We start from the raw sequence: 17,723 nt of genomic DNA, 5'->3' as shown, positions 1-17,723 counted from the left end.
ACGCCCCGCCGGCAGGCCGCCAGCGGGGCGTCTTTTCTGGCGGCGCCGCTTCACTGGGATATCTTGCGGGCTTCCTCGATCTGGTACTCGAAATACCGCTGGAAGCTGAACGCGATGCTGGCCATGAGGACCGCGGTGCCCACCATCAGCGCCACCACGATCGCGCCGACCGTGATCCACTGCGTTTGCCCCGGCGCTGCATCGGGCGCTGCGCCGGGGTTGTAGCGGGCATTCCAGGCCTCGGGGGTCTTCAGTGCGAACAGGATGGCCTGCAGGGCGCAGCCGGCAATCGTGAACCCCAGCAGCGGAATCAGGACCCAGCTGAAGTGGTCGTCCTGGCCCAGCTGCTGCACGCGCTCGATGCCATACACGCCCAGCGCCGTGGGGATCGGGAGCAGCCAGCCCAGCAGGTCGGACACTCCGTGCAGGTAAAAGCGGTGCAGGCCCAGCGGCCCGCCCAGAAAGGCCAGCCAGGCCGCGACGGTCTTGTTCTTCATGCTGCGGTGTCCGCTCATTCCGGCGACGTGGTATCGCCTTCGCCCAGGGTTTTTTCCATCAGCACGATGTCGCGCCAGGCGCCGAACTTCCAGCCGACGGATTTCATGACGCCTACGTCGGTAAAGCCCAGTGCGCGATGCACGCCAATCGAGCCTGCGTTGGCCGAATCCCCGATCACCGCCAGCAGCTTGCGCACGCCGGCGGCTTCGGCCTGCGCGGCCAGTGCGGCAAGGAGCTTGCGGCCCACGCCCATGCCGCGGGCGCTGTCGGCCACGTAGATCGAGTCCTCGGCCGAGAAACGGTAGGCGGGGCGCGGCTTGAACCAGTTGGCATAGGCGTAGCCCAGCACCTGGCCGTCCTTCTCGGCCACGAGCCAGGGCAGCCCCTTGCCCAGCACGTCGGCGCGGCGGGCAGCCATGTCGGCCTCGGTCGGGGGATCGATCTCGAACGTGCCGGTGCCGTGCAGCACGTGGTGCCGGTAGATGGCGGTGATCTGGGGGATGTCGCTGTCGGTGCTGGGGCGGATCATGGGGGCTGGAAAAGAAAGGGCTATAATTGCAGGCTTTGCAGCGTGTCGCTGGCCGGGTGGCCATGTCGCGTGTCTCAAACGTTGCGAAACTGTGCGAACACTGTGGCTTGCGCCGGAAAATCTGGCGAAGTTCACCACCCGAAGGATAAATCATGGTCGTCATTCGACTCTCCCGCGGCGGCTCCAAGGGCCGTCCTTTCTTCAACATCGTCGTTGCTGACAAGCGCGTGCGCCGCGATGGCCGTTTCATCGAGCGCATCGGCTTCTACAACCCCACCGCCAAGGAAACCGAAGAAGGCCTGCGCATTGCGCAAGACCGCCTGACGTACTGGAAGAGCGTGGGCGCCCAGTCCTCCCCCACGGTGGACCGCCTGATCAAGCAAGCTGCCAAGAAGGCTGCTTAAAGCTCCCCGAAAAGGGCGGGTTTCGTCGGTGCGCTGACGGGACCCGCCCTTTTCCCGTTTCTGGAATCACCCTTCGCCATGGCCACCACCTCTCCCCTGACGCTCGAGCCCACCGAGCTGCCCGCCGACGCTGTCGAGGTGGGCCGCATTGCCGACGCCTGGGGCATCAAGGGCTGGTTCAAGGTGCTGCCTCACAGCGGTAACCCCGAGGCGCTGTTTTCCTCCAAGCGCTGGTACCTGCAGCCCTCCGAGCGGGGGGGCAAGACCTTCTCCGGCACGGTGCTGCTGCCCATCCGCCAGGCCAAGGACCATTCCGACACGGTGGTGGCCTGGGCGCAGGGCGTGGACGACCGCAATGCCGCGGAGGCGCTGCGTGGCGCGCGCATATTTGTGCCGCGGTCGAGTTTTCCCTCCACGGCCGAGGACGAGTACTACTGGGTGGACCTGATCGGCCTGGAAGTCGCCAACCGCGAAGGCGTGGCGCTGGGCCAGGTGCGCGAGCTGATGTCCACCGGCCCGCAGACGGTGCTGGTGCTGGCGTACGAGCAGGACGGCAAGGCGCAGGAGCGCCTGATTCCCTTTGTCTCTGCTTTTGTCGACAAGGTGGACCTGCCGGGCAAGCGCATCACCGTCGACTGGCAGCCCGACTACTGAGCGGCCCCGCAGGCTGCGCCGCGCACCATGCGCTTTGACATCATCACGCTGTTTCCCGAGCTGTTCGGGCCGTTCCTCGCCAGCGGCGTGACCCGGCGCGCCTACGCCAGCGGACAGGTCTCGGTCCACCTGTGGAACCCGCGCGACCATGCGGATGGCAACTACCGCCGCGTGGACGACCGCCCCTTTGGCGGCGGCCCTGGCATGGTGATGATGGCCGAGCCGCTGGCGCGGTGCCTGGCCGCCATCCGCGCGGAGCGTGGCGAGCCGGCCTCCACCCAGGTGCCGCTGGTGCTGTTTTCCCCCATCGGCGAGCCGCTTCGCCATGCCGCCGTACAGCACTGGTCGGCCAGCGCCGGCGCCATTTTGCTGTGCGGCCGGTATGAGGGGATCGACCAGCGTTTCATCGACGCTCATGTCGACCTGCAGATCAGCCTGGGCGATTTTGTGCTCTCGGGCGGCGAGATCGCCGCCATGGCCCTGCTGGACGCTGTGGCCCGCCTGCAGCCCGGCGTGCTCAACGACGAGGGCAGCCACCAGCTGGACAGCTTCAACCCCGCGCTGGACGGCTTGCTGGACTGCCCGCACTACACCCGGCCCGAGGAATGGGCGGGCCAGGCAGTGCCTGCCGCGCTGCTGTCCGGCCACCATGCGCAGATCGAGCGCTGGCGGCGCGACCAGCGCCTGGAGCTGACCGCCCGCCACCGCCCCGACCTGATCGCTGCGGCGCGGCAGGCCGGCCGGCTGGCGCCCGCCGACGAGGCGGTACTGGCCAAGCTGGGCTGACTTGCTATAATCAAAGGCTTTTCGATCCTCTGGCCGGCCGTTTTGACAGGGAGTTCTCCCGCAAAACACTGAACCGTCAATCCCGACGCAGCCACTTTTGGCGCGGTCAAGATCGTTGGATGTGACCATGAACCTGATCCAGACCCTGGAAGCGGAAGAAATCGCCCGCCTCAACAAGACCATCCCCGAATTCGCCCCTGGCGACACGGTCATCGTGAACGTGAACGTGGTGGAAGGTAACCGCAAGCGCGTGCAGGCCTACGAAGGCGTGGTGATTGCCAAGCGCAATCGCGGCCTGAACAGCGGCTTCACCGTGCGCAAGATCTCCAGCGGCGAAGGCGTGGAACGTACGTTCCAGACCTACAGCCCGCTGATCGCCAGCATCGAAGTCAAGCGCCGCGGTGACGTGCGCCGTGCCAAGCTGTACTACCTGCGCGAGCGCAGCGGCAAGTCGGCACGTATCAAGGAAAAGCTGCCCTCGCGCGTCAAGGCTGCAGCCACTGCCGCATAAGGCAAGGGCCTTGGTCCTGGCAAGCCGCTACAGCATTCGCCTGTAGCGGCTTTTTGTTTTCTGCTTCCATCCCTGTCCTCCTGTTGCCTTGGTGAACCGCTCCGCCGTTCCTGCTGCTCCCGTGTCGAGCCTGCCCGACTTCGATCCCCGCCGGGTGCCGGTGGTGGGCGTGGACGTGCACCTGCCCGCCGTGCCTGCCGGGGCGCAGACGGCGCAGGCCCTGCGCGCGCGGTTTGCCTGCCCCCCGCAGTGGGAGCCCGAAGTGCTGCTGGAGAAGCGGTTCATGAACCGCGAGCCTGCGCATGCGTCGGTGCTGGTGCCGGTGGTGCAGCGCGAGCGGCCCACGGTGCTGCTGACCGAGCGCACGGCCCACCTGTCCACCCACTCCGGGCAGGTGGCGTTCCCGGGCGGCCGGGCCGACCCGGGGGATGCCAGCCCTGCCGACACGGCGCTGCGCGAAGCGCAGGAGGAGGTCGGGCTGGACCGGGGCTACGTGGAAGTGCTGGGCACGTTGCCGACCTACGTGACCGGATCTTCCTTCATCATCACGCCCGTGGTGGCACTGGTGCAGCCCGACTGCGTGCTGCAGCCGAACCCGTACGAGGTGGCCGATCTCTTCGAAGTGCCGCTCGACTTCCTGCTCGACCCGGCCCACCATCGCCGGCATGTGTTCGCCCAGGACGGCGTGCACCGCGAGTGGTTTTCCATGCCCTACCAGGACGGCGAGAAGACCCGCTTCATCTGGGGCGCGACCGCGGGCATGCTGCGCAACTTTTACCGTTTCATGATCGCGTGATCCGGACGTGACCGGAGCATGAGCCGGGCGTGACACCGAGAGGCCGCAGGCGCATGGGCCCCGGTATCATTCGCCCCCATGAGTTTCTTCGCCATCCTGTTCGCTCTGCTGATCGAGCAGGCCCGCCCGCTGGCTCGCAGCAACCCCATCCATGCCGGCCTGCGCGCCTGGGCCTTGTCGGTGAGCCGCAATTTCGACGCGGGCAAGCCCCACCATGGCTGGGTGGCCTGGAGCCTGGCGGTACTGGTGCCGTCGCTGGTGACGCTGGCCATCCACTGGCTTTTGCTCTGGGGGCTGGGGTGGCCGTTTGCCGTGCTCTGGAGCGTGGCGGTGCTGTACGTCACCCTGGGGTTCCGCCAGTTCAGCCACCACTTCACGGGCATCCGCGACGCGCTGGAAGAGGGCGATGAAGAGGCCGCGCGCCAGCGCCTGGCCCACTGGCAGCAGGTGGATGTGGGCGCGCTTCCGCGCAGCGAGATCGTGCGCCACGTGATCGAGTATTCCGTCCTGGCCGCGCACCGCCACGTGTTTGGCGTGCTGGCCTGGTTCTCGGTGCTCGCCGCGCTGGGGCTGGGCCCCACGGGCGCCGTCCTGTACCGGCTGGCGGAGTTCGTCTCCCGCTACTGGCACTACAAGCAGCGCGCCGGCGCCCAGCCCGCCAGCGCGGCCCTGCAGCGCGCGTCCGCACAGGCCTGGACGGTCATCGACTGGCTTCCCGCCCGGCTCACGGCGCTGAGCTTTGCGGTGGTGGGCAGCTTTGAGGAGGCCATCGAGGGCTGGCGGTTCCATGCCCAGCGTTTTCCCAACGACAACGACGGCGTGATCCTGGCGGCAACGGCCGGGGCGATCAACGTGCGCCTGGGCGGCGAGGCCCTGAAGGCCCGCAGCGACCTGCAAGCGCCGCAGGGCCTGGAGATTGATGCCGACCTGGGCGACAGCGACTCCACCCCCGGCCGCGAGCCCGAGGTGGGCCACCTGCGCAGCGTGGTGGGGCTGGTGTGGCGCTCGGTGGTGGTGTGGATGCTGCTGCTGGCCTTGCTCACGCTGGCGCGTCTGCTGGGCTAGTTCTTGGGCCCTCGCCCTTGGGGGGGCGCTGCCGGCGGTGGGCTTTGTCGGGCGGCCCCGCAGCGCTGCGGGGCCGGCCATCAATACCGCGTGTGGCTCAATTCTTCAAACAGATCGCTATAAATTTTATAGCGGCTTGCGCTTATTCCACCTGCCTCAGGGCCATTTTTTACCGCATCCAGCACGCCGCAACCCGGCTCGTGCAGGTGCGAGCAGTTGTAGAAGCGGCACTGCGTGGCGTGTTCCGCGATGTCCGGCATGCAGGCCGCCAGCTGCATGGGCGCGATGTGGTGGAGCCCGAATTCCTGGAAGCCGGGGGAGTCGATCAAGGCCGTGGTGCGTGCGGCATCCACCCAGTACCAGTGGGTGCTGGTGGTGGTGTGCTTGCCCGAGTTCAGCGCCTGGGAGATTTCCCCCGTCTGCACGGCCGCTCCCGGCACCAGCAGGTTGATCAGCGTGCTCTTGCCTGAGCCCGAGGGACCCAGCACCAGGGTGGTCTTGCCCAGCAGGTGCTGCATGAGCAGGGCGCGGTCCACGTCGCTGGACAGTGCCAGCGACAGCGGCAGCACGCCATAGTGCGTGCCTGCGCCCATGTGGCGGTAGGGCAGCAGCCGCTCCCACGCGTGGGCGAACGGCTCCACCAGGTCGCTCTTGTTCAGGCCGATCAAGGGGGTGATGCCGGCGGCCTCGGCGGCAATCAGGGCGCGGGCCAGCTGGCTTTCCGAGAACACGGGTTCGGCCGCGATCAGGATCAGCACCTGGTCCAGGTTGGCGGCGAACGACTTGGTGCGGATCTCGTCCTGGCGGTAGAACAGGTTGCGCCGCTCCTGCACCTTCTCGATGGTGCCTTCCTCGCCCTGGCCGGCCGGCGGGGCTTGCCACAGAACGCGGTCGCCCACCACCGCCTGGTTCTTCTTGCCGCGCGGGTGGCAGATGCGGCGGGCGCCATCGGGCGTTTCCACCACGCAGTGGCGGCCGTGGCTTGCCACCACCAGCCCTTCTTGCAGCCCGCTGCGCTCAGCCATGGCGGTCCATCGTGCTCAGCGGCGCCATGGCGTCATGCCACCAGCGCGTCGAACTGCGCCGCACACTCGAAGTCCGTGGAGGACAGGCCGTGCACATCGTGCGTGTTCAGCCGCACCACGCAGCGGTTGTAGTGCACGGAGAGGTCGGGGTGGTGGTCCTGCGCATTGGCGATGAAGGCCACCGCGTTCACGAACGAGATGGTCTCGTAGTAGTTGGCGAAGCGGTAGGTCTTCTCGATCGCCACGTCGGCGCCGTCGCCCGTCAGGCTCCAGCCGTCGAGCTGGGCCAGCTGGGAAACCACCTCGGTGGCGGTCAGTGCGCGCCGCGTGAGGGCGGACCAGTCTTTTTTCTTCAGCATGGAGGTCATGGCAGGGCAGGGGATTGCATCCGGGCCAGGCGTTCGGTGGCCGGCGGGTGCGAGTAGTAGAACTTCACGTACACGGGGTCGGGAGTGAGCGTGGAGGCATTGTCTTCGTACAGCTTGAGCAGCGCCGACGACAAGTCCGCGCCGCTGGCCTGGGCCATGGCATAAGCGTCGGCCTGGAACTCGTGGCGCCGCGACTGCTGCGAGAACAGCGGCGATACGAAGAACATGAACACCGGCACCACCAGCATGAACAGCAGCAGGGCCAGCGCATCGTTGGGCGCCGCGGCCAGGGACGGGTCAATCGACAGGCTGGGCCGCACGCCCAGGCCGGTGTAGAACCACACCTGGTTGGAGAGCCAGCCCAGCAGCGCGAAGCCCGCCAGGCTCAGTGCAAAGAGAACCACCATGCGCTGGACGATGTGGCGGTGCTTGAAATGCCCCAGCTCGTGGGCCAGCACCGCCTCCACCTCGCCCGGGGAAAGCTGGCGCAGCAGCGTGTCGTAGAACACCACGCGCTTGGCTGCGCCAAAGCCGGTGAAGTACGCGTTGGCATGGGCGCTGCGGCGGCTGCCGTCCATCACGAACAGCCCCTTGGCGGCAAACCCGCAACGCTGCATGAGTGCGGTCACGCGGGCCTTGAGGGACTCGTCCTCCAGCGGCTGGAACTTGTTGAACAGCGGCGCGATGAAGGTCGGGTAGACCACCATCAGCAGCAGGTTGAAGCCCATCCACAGGCCCCAGGCCCACAGCCACCACAGGGGCCCGGCGGCGCCCATGGTCCAGAGGATGAGCGCCGCGATGGGCAGGCCGATGAGCGCGCCGACCAGCAGGCCCTTCAGCGCATCCGCCAGCCACAGCCGCCAGGTCAGCTTGTTGAAGCCAAAGCGCTCTTCGACCACGAAGGTCTGGTACAGCGACAGCGGCAGGTCGATCAGTCCGCTGATCGCCGCAAAGGCTGCGAGCAGCGCCAGCTGCTGCACCAGCCCGCCGCCCAGCCAGCCCAGCAGTGCCTGGTTCAGCGCGTCCAGGCCACCCAGCAGCGTCCAGCCCAGCAGCACCGCCGCACCCAGCGCCGTGTCCAGCAGGCCCAGGCGCAGCTTGGCGATGGTGTAGTCGGCCGCCTTGCGGTGCGCCGCCAGGGTGATGCGTTCGGCGAACGGCGCGGGCACCGCGCCGCGGTGCCGCGCCACATGCCGGATCTGCCGCGAGGCCAGCCAGAATTTCAGGGCAAGCCCCAGGCAGAGGGCCGCGGCAAAGGCCAGTGTCAGCGCGGTGGCGAGGGAAGCGGGGGCGTCAGAAATGGGCATGAGCGGCGAGTTTAGGCCATCGGTGACAATGCGCGCCATGCCAGAAGCCAACAACCCCACCCCTCCAACGCTTGCCAAATCGGACCAGAACCTGGTCTGGCTCGACTGTGAAATGACAGGCCTGGAGCCCGATACCGACCGCCTGCTGGAGATCGCGGTGGTCGTGACCGGGCCGAGCCTGGAGCCCCGCATCGAAGGGCCCGTGTTTGCCATCCACCAACCCGACGAGCTGCTCGACCGCATGGACGCCTGGAACAAGAGCACCCACGGGCGCAGCGGCCTGATCGACAAGGTCAAGGCGTCCACCGTGACCGAGGCCGAGGCGGAGCAGCAGATCCTCGCCTTCCTGAGCCAGTACGTGCCCAAGGGCACGGCGCCCATGTGCGGCAACAGCATCGGCCAGGACCGGCGCTTCCTGGTGCGCTACATGCCCAAGCTGGAGAAATTCTTCCACTACCGCAACGTCGATGTCAGCACCCTCAAGGAACTGGCCAAGCGCTGGAAGCCCGAGGCCTACACCAGCTTCAAGAAGGCGCAAAGGCACACCGCCCTGGCGGACGTGCACGAATCCATTGACGAGCTGGCCCACTACCGCCAGCACCTGCTTTCCGTCTGACGGCTTCCCCGCCCTTTTACTGGGGGGTTGCGGGGAAACCCTAGTTCGTGCCATAATCGCAGGCTGCGCTGGAAAACCGCCGCGCAGTTTGTGCATCTCCCTTCACTCACCGGGCTTGCCCGCCTGGATGGTTCTCCCACCGTCCAGCGCTTGCGAATAACGCCCATCCCGTACCGGCCCGGTCGCTACCGACCCAGGCCAGCGCAGGTTTCGTTTGATGGTTGATGTTTTTTAACCATTTGACGAAGCCTATCGCGGGCCACGCCCGCGACGCTTTCGTGAGAGAAAATTCATGACCGACACCTCTTTGGTGCAGGGCGAATTCGCGCCTGCCGATACCTCTTTTGCCGCGGACATTTCCGCACAACCTTCCTCGCTGGACCTGTCTTCCGACGCAGCCGCCGATGCCGGCGTGACCGCCGAGCCCAACGGCTTCGTGGAACTGGGCCTGGCTTCCGAGCTGGTGCGCGCCGTGGCCGACCTGGGCTACACCCAGCCCACCGCCGTACAGTGCAAGGCCATTCCGCTGGCCATGGACAACGGCCAGGGCGCCCACGGTTTCATCGACCTCATGGTCTCCAGCCAGACCGGCAGCGGCAAGACCGCCGCCTTCCTGCTGCCCGTGCTGCACACGCTGATCCAGCAGCAGGCACAGGCCCAGGCCGAGGAGCGCGAAGCCTATGAGCGCGCCGTGGCCGAAGCGGCCGCCCGGGGCGAACCCGCGCCCAAGCGCACCAAGCGCAAGGACCCCACCAACCCCCGCAACTTCAAGGCTGCCACGCCTGGCGCCCTGATCCTGTGCCCCACGCGGGAACTGGCGCAGCAAGTCGCGCACGACGCCATCGACCTCGTCAAGCACTGCCGCGGCCTGCGCGTGGCCAACGTGGTGGGCGGCATGCCGTACCAGCTGCAGATTGCGCGCCTGCAGAACGCCGACCTGGTCGTGGCCACCCCGGGCCGCCTGCTGGACCTGCAACGCTCCATGCAGATCAAGCTCGACAAGGTGCAGTTCCTGGTGGTGGACGAGGCCGACCGCATGCTGGACCTGGGCTTCTCGGACGATCTGGCCGAGATCAACCAGCTCACCAGCCAGCGCAAGCAGACCATGATGTTCAGCGCCACCTTTGCGCCGCGCATCCAGCAGCTGGCGCTGCGCGTGATGCACGACGGCGGCGCCTCGGTGCAGAAGGTGACCATCGACACCCCGCAGGCCAAGCACGCCAACATCAAGCAGGTGCTGTTCTGGGCCGACAACGCCCAGCACAAGCGCAAGCTGCTGGACCACTGGCTGCGCGACACGACGATCAACCAGGCCATCGTGTTTGCCAGCACGCAGGTGGAGTGCGACGGCCTGGCCAACGACCTGCAGCAGGACGGCTTCTCGGCCGTGGCCCTGCACGGCGCCCTGAGCCAGGGCTTGCGCAACCGCCGATTGATGGCGCTGCGCAACGGCCAGGTGCAGATCCTGGTGGCCACCGATGTGGCGGCGCGTGGCATCGACGTGCCCACCATCACCCACGTGTTCAACTTCGGCCTGCCCATGAAGGCCGAGGACTACACCCACCGCATCGGCCGTACCGGCCGGGCGGGCCGCGATGGCCTGGCCATCACGTTTGCCGAGTTCCGTGACCGCCGCAAGATCTACGACATTGAGTCGTACAGCCGGCAGCAGTTCAAGGCCGAAGTGGTGCCGGGCATGGAGCCCACGCAGCGGGCGCCGCAAGCCCCGCGGGGCGGCGATTTTGGTGGCCGTGGCCGCTCTGGCGGTGGCTACGACCGCGACAGCCGTGACCGCCGGTTCGGCGGCCCTGCACGTGGTGGCAACGACCGTGGCGGCTTTGGCGGCGGCTTCGGCACCCGTGGTGACGACCGCGGTTTCGGCCCGCGCCGTGACAGCGAAGGCTATGGCCGCAAGTCGGGCTTTGGTGACGCCGGCCGCGCCGGCTTCGCACCCCGGGGCGACGCCGCGGGTGCGCCGCGCGGTGACTTCGCCCCGCGCAAGCCCGGCTTTGCCAAGCCCGCGGGCGGCGGCAAGCCCTTTGCGCCCCACGATGCGCGCAAGCGGCCTGCGCGGCCCGCGCGTTGATGCGGCTGCCCTGCCGGGGCAGTGACGGGAAGGCTGGTGCCGCAAGGCGCCGGCCTTTTTTTATGCCCGTTGGCACCCGGCGCACGGGGCGGGCTCGACAATAATGTCCCCCGGAGGTATCTCGAGTGTCGTCTTCGTTGTCGTCGGGTGCAGACTTTGAGCACATGTTCGAATTGGCGCCGGTGTCCCTCTGGCTGGAGGACTACAGCGCGCTGAAACAGCTCTTTGACAGCTGGCGCGCTGCTGGCGTGACCGATCTGCGCGCCCATCTCGCCCAGGACCCGGCGCGGCTGCGCCAGTGCAGCGCGGCCCTCAAGGTGCTGCGGGTCAACCGCCGCACGCTGGAACTGTTTGCCGCGCCGGACCAGCAGACGCTGGAGGCCAACCTGGACAAGGTGTTCCGCGACGACATGCACCATGCCGTCCACCACGAGCTGGAAGCCCTGTGGGCCGGGCGGCTGGAGTTTGCCAACCGCAGCGTCAACTACGCCCTGGACGGACGCCGGCTGGACGTGCAGATCCGTGCCCGCGTGCTGCCGGGGGCCGAGGCCGACTGGAGCCGGGTGCTGCTGTCGCTGGAAGACGTGACGGCCGAGGTGCGGGGCGCGCAGCAGCTGCGGCGCAGCGAGCAGTACGCGCGCGACCTGTTCGAGCACTCGCCCGTCTCGCTGTGGGTGGAGGACTTCAGCGCCGTCAAGAACCTGCTGGATGGCGTGCGCGCGCAGGGCATCGACGATTTCAAGACCTTCCTCACCGTCCATCCCGAGTTCGTCACACGGTGCATGCAGGAGATCCGCGTCATCGACGTGAACCAGCAGACCCTGCGGATGTTTGGTGCCGCCAGCAAGGACATGCTGCTCAACAACATCGGGCGCGTGTTCCGCGGCGAGATGCACGAGTCGTTCGCCGACCAGCTGCTGGACCTGTGGGAAGGCAAGACCTTCCAGCAGCGGGAGGTCGTGAACTACGCGCTCTCGGGCGATGCGGTGTACATCCACATGCAGTTCTCCGTGCTGGCCGACCACCTGGCCGACTGGGGGCTGGTGCTGCTGTCGCTGGTGGACATCACGGCCCGCAAGAAGGCGGAGGCTTACCTGGAGTACCTGGGCAAGCACGACGTGCTGACGCAGCTGCGCAACCGCGCCTTCTACGCCGAGGAACTCAACCGCATCACGCGCAAGGGGCCGTGGCCGCTGTCCGTGATCGCGATCGACCTCAACGGGCTCAAGGCCCTGAACGATGAACAGGGCCACGCCGCCGGCGATGCCCTGTTGCGCCGGGTGGGCGAGGTGCTGGCCAAGGCCGTGGACGCGCCCGCCTGCGCGGCCCGCATCGGCGGGGATGAGTTTTCCGTGCTGCTGCCCGGGGTGGACGAGCGCGGGGCCGCGGCGTTGCAGGAGCGCATCTTGTCCATGCTGGACTTGAACAACCAGTTCTACCCCGGCCAGCCGATCAGCCTGGCGATGGGCGTGGCCTGCTGCCGTTCCGGCGACGCGGTGGAGGCGGCGATCCACCGCGCGGACCAGGCGATGTACGCCGAGAAGATCCGCTACTACCAGGACAAGGGCATCGACCGCCGGCAGGCCGGCTGAGCCGGGTTTCTTTTCCTTGCTCGGTTCCCGTCCGCCCGGCCTAGGCCCGTGCTGCGTGGCGGCCCACGTCCGGCCAGCGGTGGTGCAGGTAGATCCAGGCCACCAGCCCGACGCTCATCATGGCCAGCGAGGCCAGGGCCAGCAGGACGGTGGAGTGCATGACCAGCGGGGCAATCACGCCCGCGACCAGCCCGTTGGCCGTGGAGCCCACGAAGGCCTGCAGCGATGACGCCATGCCGCGCCGTTCGGGGTGCAGGTCCAGTACCAGCAGCGTCACCACCGGCACCATCAAGGCCCAGCCGAACGCAAACAGGGCGATGGGCAGGAGCGCCCACGCGGGGCGGGCCTCAAAGAGCAGGTTGGCCCCCAGGTTCACGACCGCGACCGAGGCCATGATGACAAAGCCGTGCCGGATCTGGCGCTTGGGCGCGATGTTCCCCGCCAGCCTGCCGCTGAGCCAGGCCCCGCCCATGATGCCGGCAATGGTCAGCAGGAAGAACCAGAAGAACTGGGTGGGCGCGAGGGCCAGGTGCTCGCCCAGGAAGGCCGGCGCCGCCAGCACATACAGGAACATGCCATTGAACGGCACGCCGCTGGCCAGGGCCAGCAGCAGGAAGCGCGGGCTGGAGCCCAGCTGCCAGTAGCCCCGCAGCAGGTGGGGCACGTTGAACGGCTGGCGCAGCTCCGCATGCAGCGTCTCGGGCAGCAACCGGAAGTTCGCCACCCACAGCACCACGCCAATGGCGGTGAGAAACCAGAAGATGCTGTGCCAGCCGGCGTGCACGAACAGCCATCCGCCGATGATGGGCGCGATGGCCGGCGCCACGCCGAAGTAGATCGTCACCTGGCTCATCACCTGCTGGGCGCGGGCCGGCGGGAACATGTCGCGGATGACCGCGCGGGACACCACGATGCCGGCGCCGGTGGACAGGCCCTGCAGCGCCCGGAAGGCGATGAGCTGGCCGATGTTCTGCGCCAGCGCGCACCCGGCCGACGCCAGCGTGAACATGGCGATGCCGCACAGCACCACCGGGCGCCGCCCAAAGCTGTCTGCCAGCGCGCCGTGAAAAAGGTTCATGAAGGCGAAACCGAACAGATAGGCCGACAGGGTTTGCTGCATTTCCACCGGCGTGGCACCCAGGGCCTGGGCGATGCCCGTGAAGGCGGGAATGTAGGTGTCGATGGAAAAGGGCCCCAGCATGCCCAGCAGCGCCAGCAGGACGGCCAGCGCCCATTGGGGTGCGCGCCAGAGCGTGTGAGCATTGGGATTCATGGGCGTGGTGCGAGAAGAAGGTGGACGTTGCGGTGCGCCGAGGCTACCGCAGAGCCGCCTCGCGTGCCGGACGCGGCGCGGATGCACCGGCACGCTGCAGGGCTGGCCCAAAACAAAAAAGCCGGCGCTACGTGAGTAACACCGGCTTTCTGCGCCTTGCGGCTTGTGTTTGGTGGGTCCTGAGTGACTCGAACACTCGACCTACGGATTAAGAGTCCGCTGCTCTACCAACTGAGCTAAGAACCCAAACTTTTTTTTTTCTACATCGCTGCAGAGCCTCGAATTATGCACTAATTTTTGTGGGGGATGCAAGCAGTGCCAAAAAAATTATTGCATCGCGTTGCGGCTGGCCAGTTCCACGAACAGGCCGCTGTGGTCGAGCTCGCCCAGGCCGTGGTCCACCCCCTCGGCATAGAGCCTCTCGAAGAGGGCGGTAATGGGCGCGTCAAAGCCGATCTCGCCGGCGGTGGCCAGGGCGTTGCGCATGTCCTTGAGCTGCACGGCCATGCGGCCACGCGGTGCGAAGTCGCGTTCGACCATGCGCTGGCCGTGCAATTGCAGGATGCGGCTGTCGGCAAAGCCGCCCTGGATGGCCTCGCGCACCTTGGCCATGTCGGCGCCGCCCTTGGCGGCAAAGAGCAGGGCCTCGGCCACCGCGCCGATGGTGATGCCCACGATCATCTGGTTGGCCAGCTTGGTGAGTTGGCCGGCGCCGTGCGGGCCCACATGGGTGGCGCGCCCGCAGGCGGCAAACACCGGCTGTGCCCGCGCAAAGTCCTCGGGCCGTCCGCCCACCAGAATGGCCAGGGTTCCGTTTTCTGCGCCCACGGTCCCGCCGGACACCGGGGCGTCCAGGTGGGCCAGCCCCATCTCGTCCAGCCGCGCGGCGTGGTCGCGTGCCTCGCGGGGCTGGATGGATGCCATGTCGATGAACAGCGCGCCCTTGCGCATGGCCTGCGCGGTGCCTGCGTCCAGCAGCACCTGTCCGACCACGGGGCCGTTTTCGAGCAGGCTGACGACCACGTCCGCACCCCGCACCGCGGCGGTCGGGGTGTCGTGGACGGTGATGCCCGCGGCCTCCAGCGGCGCGGCCTTGGCGCGGGTGCGGTTCCAGGCATGCACCTCGTGGCCGGCGCCGCGGAGGCGGCGGGCGATGGGGGCGCCCATCATTCCGGTGCCCAGGACTGCAATGCGAAGGGGAAGAGAGGTCATGGCGTTCGTCCTGGCGTGAAGGTCTGGTTGCTCGTGCCGTGCCATCATGGGCATTTTTGGTGCACCACCCTGTCAGGGAGCTTGCAGCCCGGCGGGATTGGACTGATGATGCCGCAGATACGGGAAGGAAGGAGACTGTACCCATGAGCCTGCCGCTGCACGACCCCGCCTGGCTGGAGCGCATGTACAACAACCGCGCGCTGGTGCCGGACCACATGGAATACCTGCAGCGCTGGGCCCGCGAATCGGCCGCCGTGCGTGCCAGCCAGCCTTGCGTGCTGGATGAGGCCTACGGCGGCGGTACGGGGGAAACGCTGGACATCTTCCCGGCCGGGCGCACGGCCCCCACCGGGGTGCCGGTGCTGGTGTTCATCCACGGCGGCTACTGGCGGTCGCTGGACAAGGCAGACCATTCCTTCATCGCGCCGGCCTTCACCCAGGCCGGCTTTTGCGTGGTGGTGGTCAACTATGCGCTGTGCCCCGGCACGCCCGAGGCGCCGGTCACCGTGCCGCACATCCTGCGCCAGATGGAGCGGGCGCTGGGCTGGGTCTGGCAGCACATTGCCCAGCATGGCGGCGATCCGCGCCGCATCACCGTGGCGGGGCACTCGGCCGGCGGGCACCTGGCCGCGATGCTGCTGACCAGCGTCTGGCCCCTGCTCGGTGCCGGCTGGCCGGACGGGCTGGTGCGCAACGCGCTGTCGATTTCTGGCGTGCACGACCTGGAGCCGCTCAGGCACACCCCGTTCCTGCAGGAGGCTTTGCACCTGACCGAGCAGCAGGTGCTCCAGTGCAGCCCCGCGCGCCTGCTGGCGCCGGAGCGCGGCCTGCTGTATTGCGCGGTGGGGGGCGATGAAAGCGACGAATTCCACCGCCAGAACGGGCTGGTGCAGCAGGCCTGGGGGGCGCACTTCGTGCCGCGCTGCCAGGTGCTGCCGGGGCTGCACCACTTCAGCATCCTGGACGCGCTGGCCCAGCCCGGACAGGACCTGCACCACATGGCGCAGAACCTGCTGCGCATGTAGCGCGGGGGCCGGGGCGGCGGGCTTGCGGCGCGATGCGGTGCCGCGCGCCGGAGCGGCGCGCTTACATCAGCAGGTGCTCGCCCGCGTTGTCGCCGCCCAGGATCACGTAGTTCACCTTGCGCACGTCCATGAGCTTGGTGCCGCCGGCGTAGCTGATGGAGCTTTGCACGTCCTGCTCCATCTCGGTCAGCGTGTCGGCCAGCTTGCCCTTGATGGGCTCCAGGATGCGCTTGCCTTCGACGTGCTTGTACTCGCCCTTGTTGAAGTCGCTGGCCGAGCCGTAGTACTCCTTGAACAGTTCGCCGTCCACTTCCACGGTCTTGCCGGGCGATTCCTCGTGGCCTGCGAACAGCGAGCCGATCATCACCATGGTGGCGCCGAAACGGATGCTCTTGGCAATGTCGCCGTGGCTGCGGATGCCGCCGTCGGCGATGATGGGCTTGGTGGCCACCCGGGCGCACCACTTGAGCGCCGACAGCTGCCAGCCGCCCGTGCCGAAGCCGGTCTTGAGCTTGGTGATGCACACCTTGCCCGGGCCCACGCCCACCTTGGTGGCGTCGGCGCCCCAGTTCTCCAGGTCGATCACGGCCTCGGGCGTGGCCACGTTGCCGGCAATCACGAACGATGCGGGCAGGTGCTGCTTGAGGTAGGCGATCATGTTCTTCACGCTGTCGGCATGGCCGTGGGCGATGTCGATGGTGATGTACTCGGGCACCAGGCCCTCGGCCTTGAGGCGGTCCACCGTGGCGTAGTCGGGCTGCTTCACGCCCAGCGAGATGGACGCGTAGCAGCCCTTGGCGTGCATGTCGCGCACGAACTGCACGTTGTCCAGGTCAAACCGGTGCATCACGTAGAAGTAGCCGTTTTGCGCCATCCAAACGCAGATTTTTTCGTCCACCACAGTCTTCATGTTGGCGGGCACGACGGGGATGCGAAAGGCGCGCCCGCCCAGCTCCACGCTGGCGTCGCATTCCGATCGGCTCTCCACGCGGCACTTGCGCGGCAGCAGAAGAATGTTGTCGTAGTCGAAGATTTCCATGAGATTCCAAGCTCCTTGAAAAGGTCGCCACCGAAGGATTTCGCTGGCGTGGGCGCTTGGCTTGGGTCCGGCTTTGTGGGCACTGGCGCAGCGGCCAGCTCCGATCCCGCAGTTGCGCGGGCACAAAAAACCGGGCGTCAAGAAACTTGGGCCCGGTGATTGATTCTACCCGCCCCGGTGGCGGGGCCTATAACCGCACTGGTATGGGCGGTATCAGCGGCAGGCGGATTGCGCGGCGCCCAGCACGCGCCCCTGGGCGTCCTGCACCCAGCCCACGACCCGCAGCCGTTCGGGCCTCGCACCGTCCGGGATGCGCATGGGGCGTTGCTCCATCCAGGTTGATTGCTCCTTTTTTGATAGCTGCTCGCGCTTGTTCCATGTGCCCTGGAGCATGTTTCTGACCAAATTCCTCGCCACGGGCGTGCCGTCGGTGCCGGCGGGCACGGCCTCCACCAGCAACAGGACGAAGTCCACTGCGCCAGCCGGCCGGCGTGCTCCGCCCGCCGCTGCGCGCCACGTGATGCCCGTGCCCAGGTAGTCGTTGAACGCCATGCCTTGTGCCACCCGGATCCGCGCGGGCGCTGCGGCGGCCTGCACCGCCGCAATGTGAACGTCGGTCGCGGCGGGGGCGCTGCGGCCCAGCGATTCCAGGCGCGCCAGAGCGTCGCGGGTGGCGGCGGCGGACAGGGCGGCGTCCTCGCCCGCCGAGGTGGGGACGATCCAGTCCAGCACCAGCGCGGAGGAACCTGCCGGGGGCGCCGCCGTGGCGGCATCGGACCAGCAGGCCTCGCAGTCCGCGCTCAGGAAGCGCTCGAACAAGGCGGTGGGCGCGGCCGTCCCATCGCTGCTGCAGACGGACTGCGCCGCCAGCTGCGGTGCGTGCCATGCCGCGGCGGCGGCCAAGACCAGGGCAAAGGGTTTCATGCGGGCCAGGGGG

At 67.7% G+C, this 17,723-nt stretch carries 19 protein-coding genes and 1 tRNA gene; 10 read left to right on the top strand and 10 right to left on the bottom strand.

What is annotated here, in order from left to right; all coding sequences use genetic code 11:
* Nucleotides 1–50: 50 nt before the first annotated feature.
* Nucleotides 51–497 (bottom strand): hypothetical protein, encoded by a 447-nt coding sequence (locus ACOYR3_RS17530; RefSeq protein WP_422843597.1) that lies wholly within the window; start codon nt 495–497, stop codon nt 51–53.
* 14 nt (nt 498–511) lie between these two features.
* Nucleotides 512–1,027, bottom strand: a complete 516-nt coding sequence (locus ACOYR3_RS17525) for a GNAT family N-acetyltransferase (protein WP_422843596.1) — start codon at nt 1,025–1,027, stop codon at nt 512–514.
* 152 nt (nt 1,028–1,179) lie between these two features.
* Here ACOYR3_RS17525 and rpsP point away from each other — a divergent pair, with 152 nt between their 5' ends.
* From rpsP to ACOYR3_RS17495, 6 genes are all read left to right on the top strand, one after another.
* Nucleotides 1,180–1,431 (top strand): 30S ribosomal protein S16, encoded by a 252-nt coding sequence (gene rpsP / locus ACOYR3_RS17520; RefSeq protein WP_422843595.1) that lies wholly within the window; start codon nt 1,180–1,182, stop codon nt 1,429–1,431.
* Nucleotides 1,432–1,509: 78 nt separating this feature from the next.
* Nucleotides 1,510–2,085: a ribosome maturation factor RimM gene (gene rimM / locus ACOYR3_RS17515; RefSeq protein WP_422843594.1), complete on the top strand. Its 576-nt coding sequence runs from the start codon at nt 1,510–1,512 to the stop codon at nt 2,083–2,085.
* Between the two features lie 27 nt (nt 2,086–2,112).
* Nucleotides 2,113–2,871 carry a tRNA (guanosine(37)-N1)-methyltransferase TrmD gene (trmD, locus tag ACOYR3_RS17510; RefSeq protein ID WP_422843593.1) on the top strand — a complete coding sequence of 253 codons (759 nt, stop codon included), beginning with the start codon at nt 2,113–2,115 and terminating at the stop codon, nt 2,869–2,871.
* Nucleotides 2,872–2,998: 127 nt separating this feature from the next.
* On the top strand, nt 2,999–3,382 hold the full coding sequence (gene rplS, locus ACOYR3_RS17505; protein WP_291486716.1) for a 50S ribosomal protein L19: 384 nt from the start codon (nt 2,999–3,001) through the stop codon (nt 3,380–3,382).
* Nucleotides 3,383–3,473: 91 nt separating this feature from the next.
* Complete coding sequence (locus ACOYR3_RS17500; protein WP_422846614.1) at nt 3,474–4,178, top strand: CoA pyrophosphatase; 705 nt, start codon at nt 3,474–3,476, stop codon at nt 4,176–4,178.
* A 78-nt stretch (nt 4,179–4,256) separates the two neighbouring features.
* Nucleotides 4,257–5,243 (top strand): CobD/CbiB family protein, encoded by a 987-nt coding sequence (locus tag ACOYR3_RS17495; RefSeq protein ID WP_422843592.1) that lies wholly within the window; start codon nt 4,257–4,259, stop codon nt 5,241–5,243.
* 80 nt (nt 5,244–5,323) lie between these two features.
* Here the strand turns inward: ACOYR3_RS17495 and rsgA are convergent, their stop codons facing one another.
* The 3 genes from rsgA to ACOYR3_RS17480 are packed head-to-tail and all read right to left on the bottom strand — an operon-like array spanning nt 5,324 to nt 7,943.
* The gene (gene rsgA, locus ACOYR3_RS17490; protein WP_422843591.1) at nt 5,324–6,268 is read right to left on the bottom strand and encodes a ribosome small subunit-dependent GTPase A; all 945 of its coding nucleotides are present in this window, start codon (nt 6,266–6,268) and stop codon (nt 5,324–5,326) included.
* Nucleotides 6,269–6,300: 32 nt separating this feature from the next.
* Nucleotides 6,301–6,636, bottom strand: a complete 336-nt coding sequence (locus ACOYR3_RS17485; RefSeq protein WP_422843590.1) for a 4a-hydroxytetrahydrobiopterin dehydratase — start codon at nt 6,634–6,636, stop codon at nt 6,301–6,303.
* On the bottom strand, nt 6,633–7,943 hold the full coding sequence (locus tag ACOYR3_RS17480) for a M48 family metallopeptidase (protein WP_422843589.1): 1,311 nt from the start codon (nt 7,941–7,943) through the stop codon (nt 6,633–6,635). The genes ACOYR3_RS17485 and ACOYR3_RS17480 overlap by 4 nt, the downstream gene beginning before the upstream one ends.
* Before the next feature lie 37 nt (nt 7,944–7,980).
* Here ACOYR3_RS17480 and orn point away from each other — a divergent pair, with 37 nt between their 5' ends.
* From orn to ACOYR3_RS17465, 3 genes are all read left to right on the top strand, one after another.
* Nucleotides 7,981–8,559: an oligoribonuclease gene (orn, locus tag ACOYR3_RS17475; RefSeq protein ID WP_422843588.1), complete on the top strand. Its 579-nt coding sequence runs from the start codon at nt 7,981–7,983 to the stop codon at nt 8,557–8,559.
* A 292-nt stretch (nt 8,560–8,851) separates the two neighbouring features.
* Entirely contained in the window at nt 8,852–10,645 is a 1,794-nt protein-coding gene (locus tag ACOYR3_RS17470) for a DEAD/DEAH box helicase (RefSeq protein WP_422843587.1), read from the top strand.
* A gap of 125 nt (nt 10,646–10,770) precedes the next feature.
* On the top strand, nt 10,771–12,237 hold the full coding sequence (locus ACOYR3_RS17465; protein WP_422843586.1) for a sensor domain-containing diguanylate cyclase: 1,467 nt from the start codon (nt 10,771–10,773) through the stop codon (nt 12,235–12,237).
* Between the two features lie 40 nt (nt 12,238–12,277).
* On the opposite strand, the gene ACOYR3_RS17460 is transcribed toward ACOYR3_RS17465, so the two are convergent.
* The 3 genes from ACOYR3_RS17460 to ACOYR3_RS17450 all read right to left on the bottom strand — a co-directional run bounded on the left by ACOYR3_RS17460 (nt 12,278) and on the right by ACOYR3_RS17450 (nt 14,722).
* Nucleotides 12,278–13,510 (bottom strand): multidrug effflux MFS transporter, encoded by a 1,233-nt coding sequence (locus ACOYR3_RS17460; RefSeq protein WP_422843585.1) that lies wholly within the window; start codon nt 13,508–13,510, stop codon nt 12,278–12,280.
* A gap of 170 nt (nt 13,511–13,680) precedes the next feature.
* Nucleotides 13,681–13,756, bottom strand: a tRNA-Lys gene (locus ACOYR3_RS17455).
* Nucleotides 13,757–13,837: 81 nt separating this feature from the next.
* Entirely contained in the window at nt 13,838–14,722 is an 885-nt protein-coding gene (locus tag ACOYR3_RS17450) for an NAD(P)-dependent oxidoreductase (protein WP_422843584.1), read from the bottom strand.
* A gap of 143 nt (nt 14,723–14,865) precedes the next feature.
* Between ACOYR3_RS17450 and ACOYR3_RS17445 the strand changes: the two genes are divergently transcribed.
* Nucleotides 14,866–15,747, top strand: coding sequence for an alpha/beta hydrolase (locus ACOYR3_RS17445; protein WP_422843583.1), 882 nt, complete (start codon nt 14,866–14,868; stop codon nt 15,745–15,747).
* Between the two features lie 61 nt (nt 15,748–15,808).
* Here the strand turns inward: ACOYR3_RS17445 and ACOYR3_RS17440 are convergent, their stop codons facing one another.
* Both ACOYR3_RS17440 and ACOYR3_RS17435 read right to left on the bottom strand, forming a co-directional pair.
* A complete protein-coding gene (locus tag ACOYR3_RS17440) occupies nt 15,809–16,786 on the bottom strand; it encodes a GMP reductase (RefSeq protein WP_422843582.1) in 978 nt (325 codons plus the stop codon).
* Nucleotides 16,787–16,999: 213 nt separating this feature from the next.
* The gene (locus ACOYR3_RS17435; RefSeq protein WP_422843581.1) at nt 17,000–17,710 is read right to left on the bottom strand and encodes a hypothetical protein; all 711 of its coding nucleotides are present in this window, start codon (nt 17,708–17,710) and stop codon (nt 17,000–17,002) included.
* Nucleotides 17,711–17,723 lie beyond the last annotated feature (13 nt).

The sequence above is a fragment of the Acidovorax sp. M2(2025) genome (assembly GCF_049330835.1).
In the GTDB taxonomy this organism is placed as follows: Bacteria; Pseudomonadota; Gammaproteobacteria; order Burkholderiales; family Burkholderiaceae_C; genus Acidovorax.
Note: the sequence above shows the minus strand (reverse complement) of the source record. Positions and strands in the feature narration are given on the sequence as shown.

Coding starts and splice junctions, on each gene's coding strand:
- orn (WP_422843588.1), top strand. CDS start 7,981: ATGCCAGAAGCCAACAACCCCACCCCTCCAACGCTTGCCAAATCGGAC.
- ACOYR3_RS17445 (WP_422843583.1), top strand. CDS start 14,866: ATGAGCCTGCCGCTGCACGACCCCGCCTGGCTGGAGCGCATGTACAAC.
- ACOYR3_RS17495 (WP_422843592.1), top strand. CDS start 4,257: ATGAGTTTCTTCGCCATCCTGTTCGCTCTGCTGATCGAGCAGGCCCGC.
- rimM (WP_422843594.1), top strand. CDS start 1,510: ATGGCCACCACCTCTCCCCTGACGCTCGAGCCCACCGAGCTGCCCGCC.
- ACOYR3_RS17485 (WP_422843590.1), bottom strand. CDS start 6,636: ATGACCTCCATGCTGAAGAAAAAAGACTGGTCCGCCCTCACGCGGCGC.
- ACOYR3_RS17470 (WP_422843587.1), top strand. CDS start 8,852: ATGACCGACACCTCTTTGGTGCAGGGCGAATTCGCGCCTGCCGATACC.
- ACOYR3_RS17530 (WP_422843597.1), bottom strand. CDS start 497: ATGAAGAACAAGACCGTCGCGGCCTGGCTGGCCTTTCTGGGCGGGCCG.
- ACOYR3_RS17450 (WP_422843584.1), bottom strand. CDS start 14,722: ATGACCTCTCTTCCCCTTCGCATTGCAGTCCTGGGCACCGGAATGATG.
- ACOYR3_RS17440 (WP_422843582.1), bottom strand. CDS start 16,786: ATGGAAATCTTCGACTACGACAACATTCTTCTGCTGCCGCGCAAGTGC.
- ACOYR3_RS17525 (WP_422843596.1), bottom strand. CDS start 1,027: ATGATCCGCCCCAGCACCGACAGCGACATCCCCCAGATCACCGCCATC.
- trmD (WP_422843593.1), top strand. CDS start 2,113: ATGCGCTTTGACATCATCACGCTGTTTCCCGAGCTGTTCGGGCCGTTC.
- ACOYR3_RS17480 (WP_422843589.1), bottom strand. CDS start 7,943: ATGCCCATTTCTGACGCCCCCGCTTCCCTCGCCACCGCGCTGACACTG.
- rplS (WP_291486716.1), top strand. CDS start 2,999: ATGAACCTGATCCAGACCCTGGAAGCGGAAGAAATCGCCCGCCTCAAC.
- rpsP (WP_422843595.1), top strand. CDS start 1,180: ATGGTCGTCATTCGACTCTCCCGCGGCGGCTCCAAGGGCCGTCCTTTC.
- ACOYR3_RS17435 (WP_422843581.1), bottom strand. CDS start 17,710: ATGAAACCCTTTGCCCTGGTCTTGGCCGCCGCCGCGGCATGGCACGCA.
- rsgA (WP_422843591.1), bottom strand. CDS start 6,268: ATGGCTGAGCGCAGCGGGCTGCAAGAAGGGCTGGTGGTGGCAAGCCAC.
- ACOYR3_RS17460 (WP_422843585.1), bottom strand. CDS start 13,510: ATGAATCCCAATGCTCACACGCTCTGGCGCGCACCCCAATGGGCGCTG.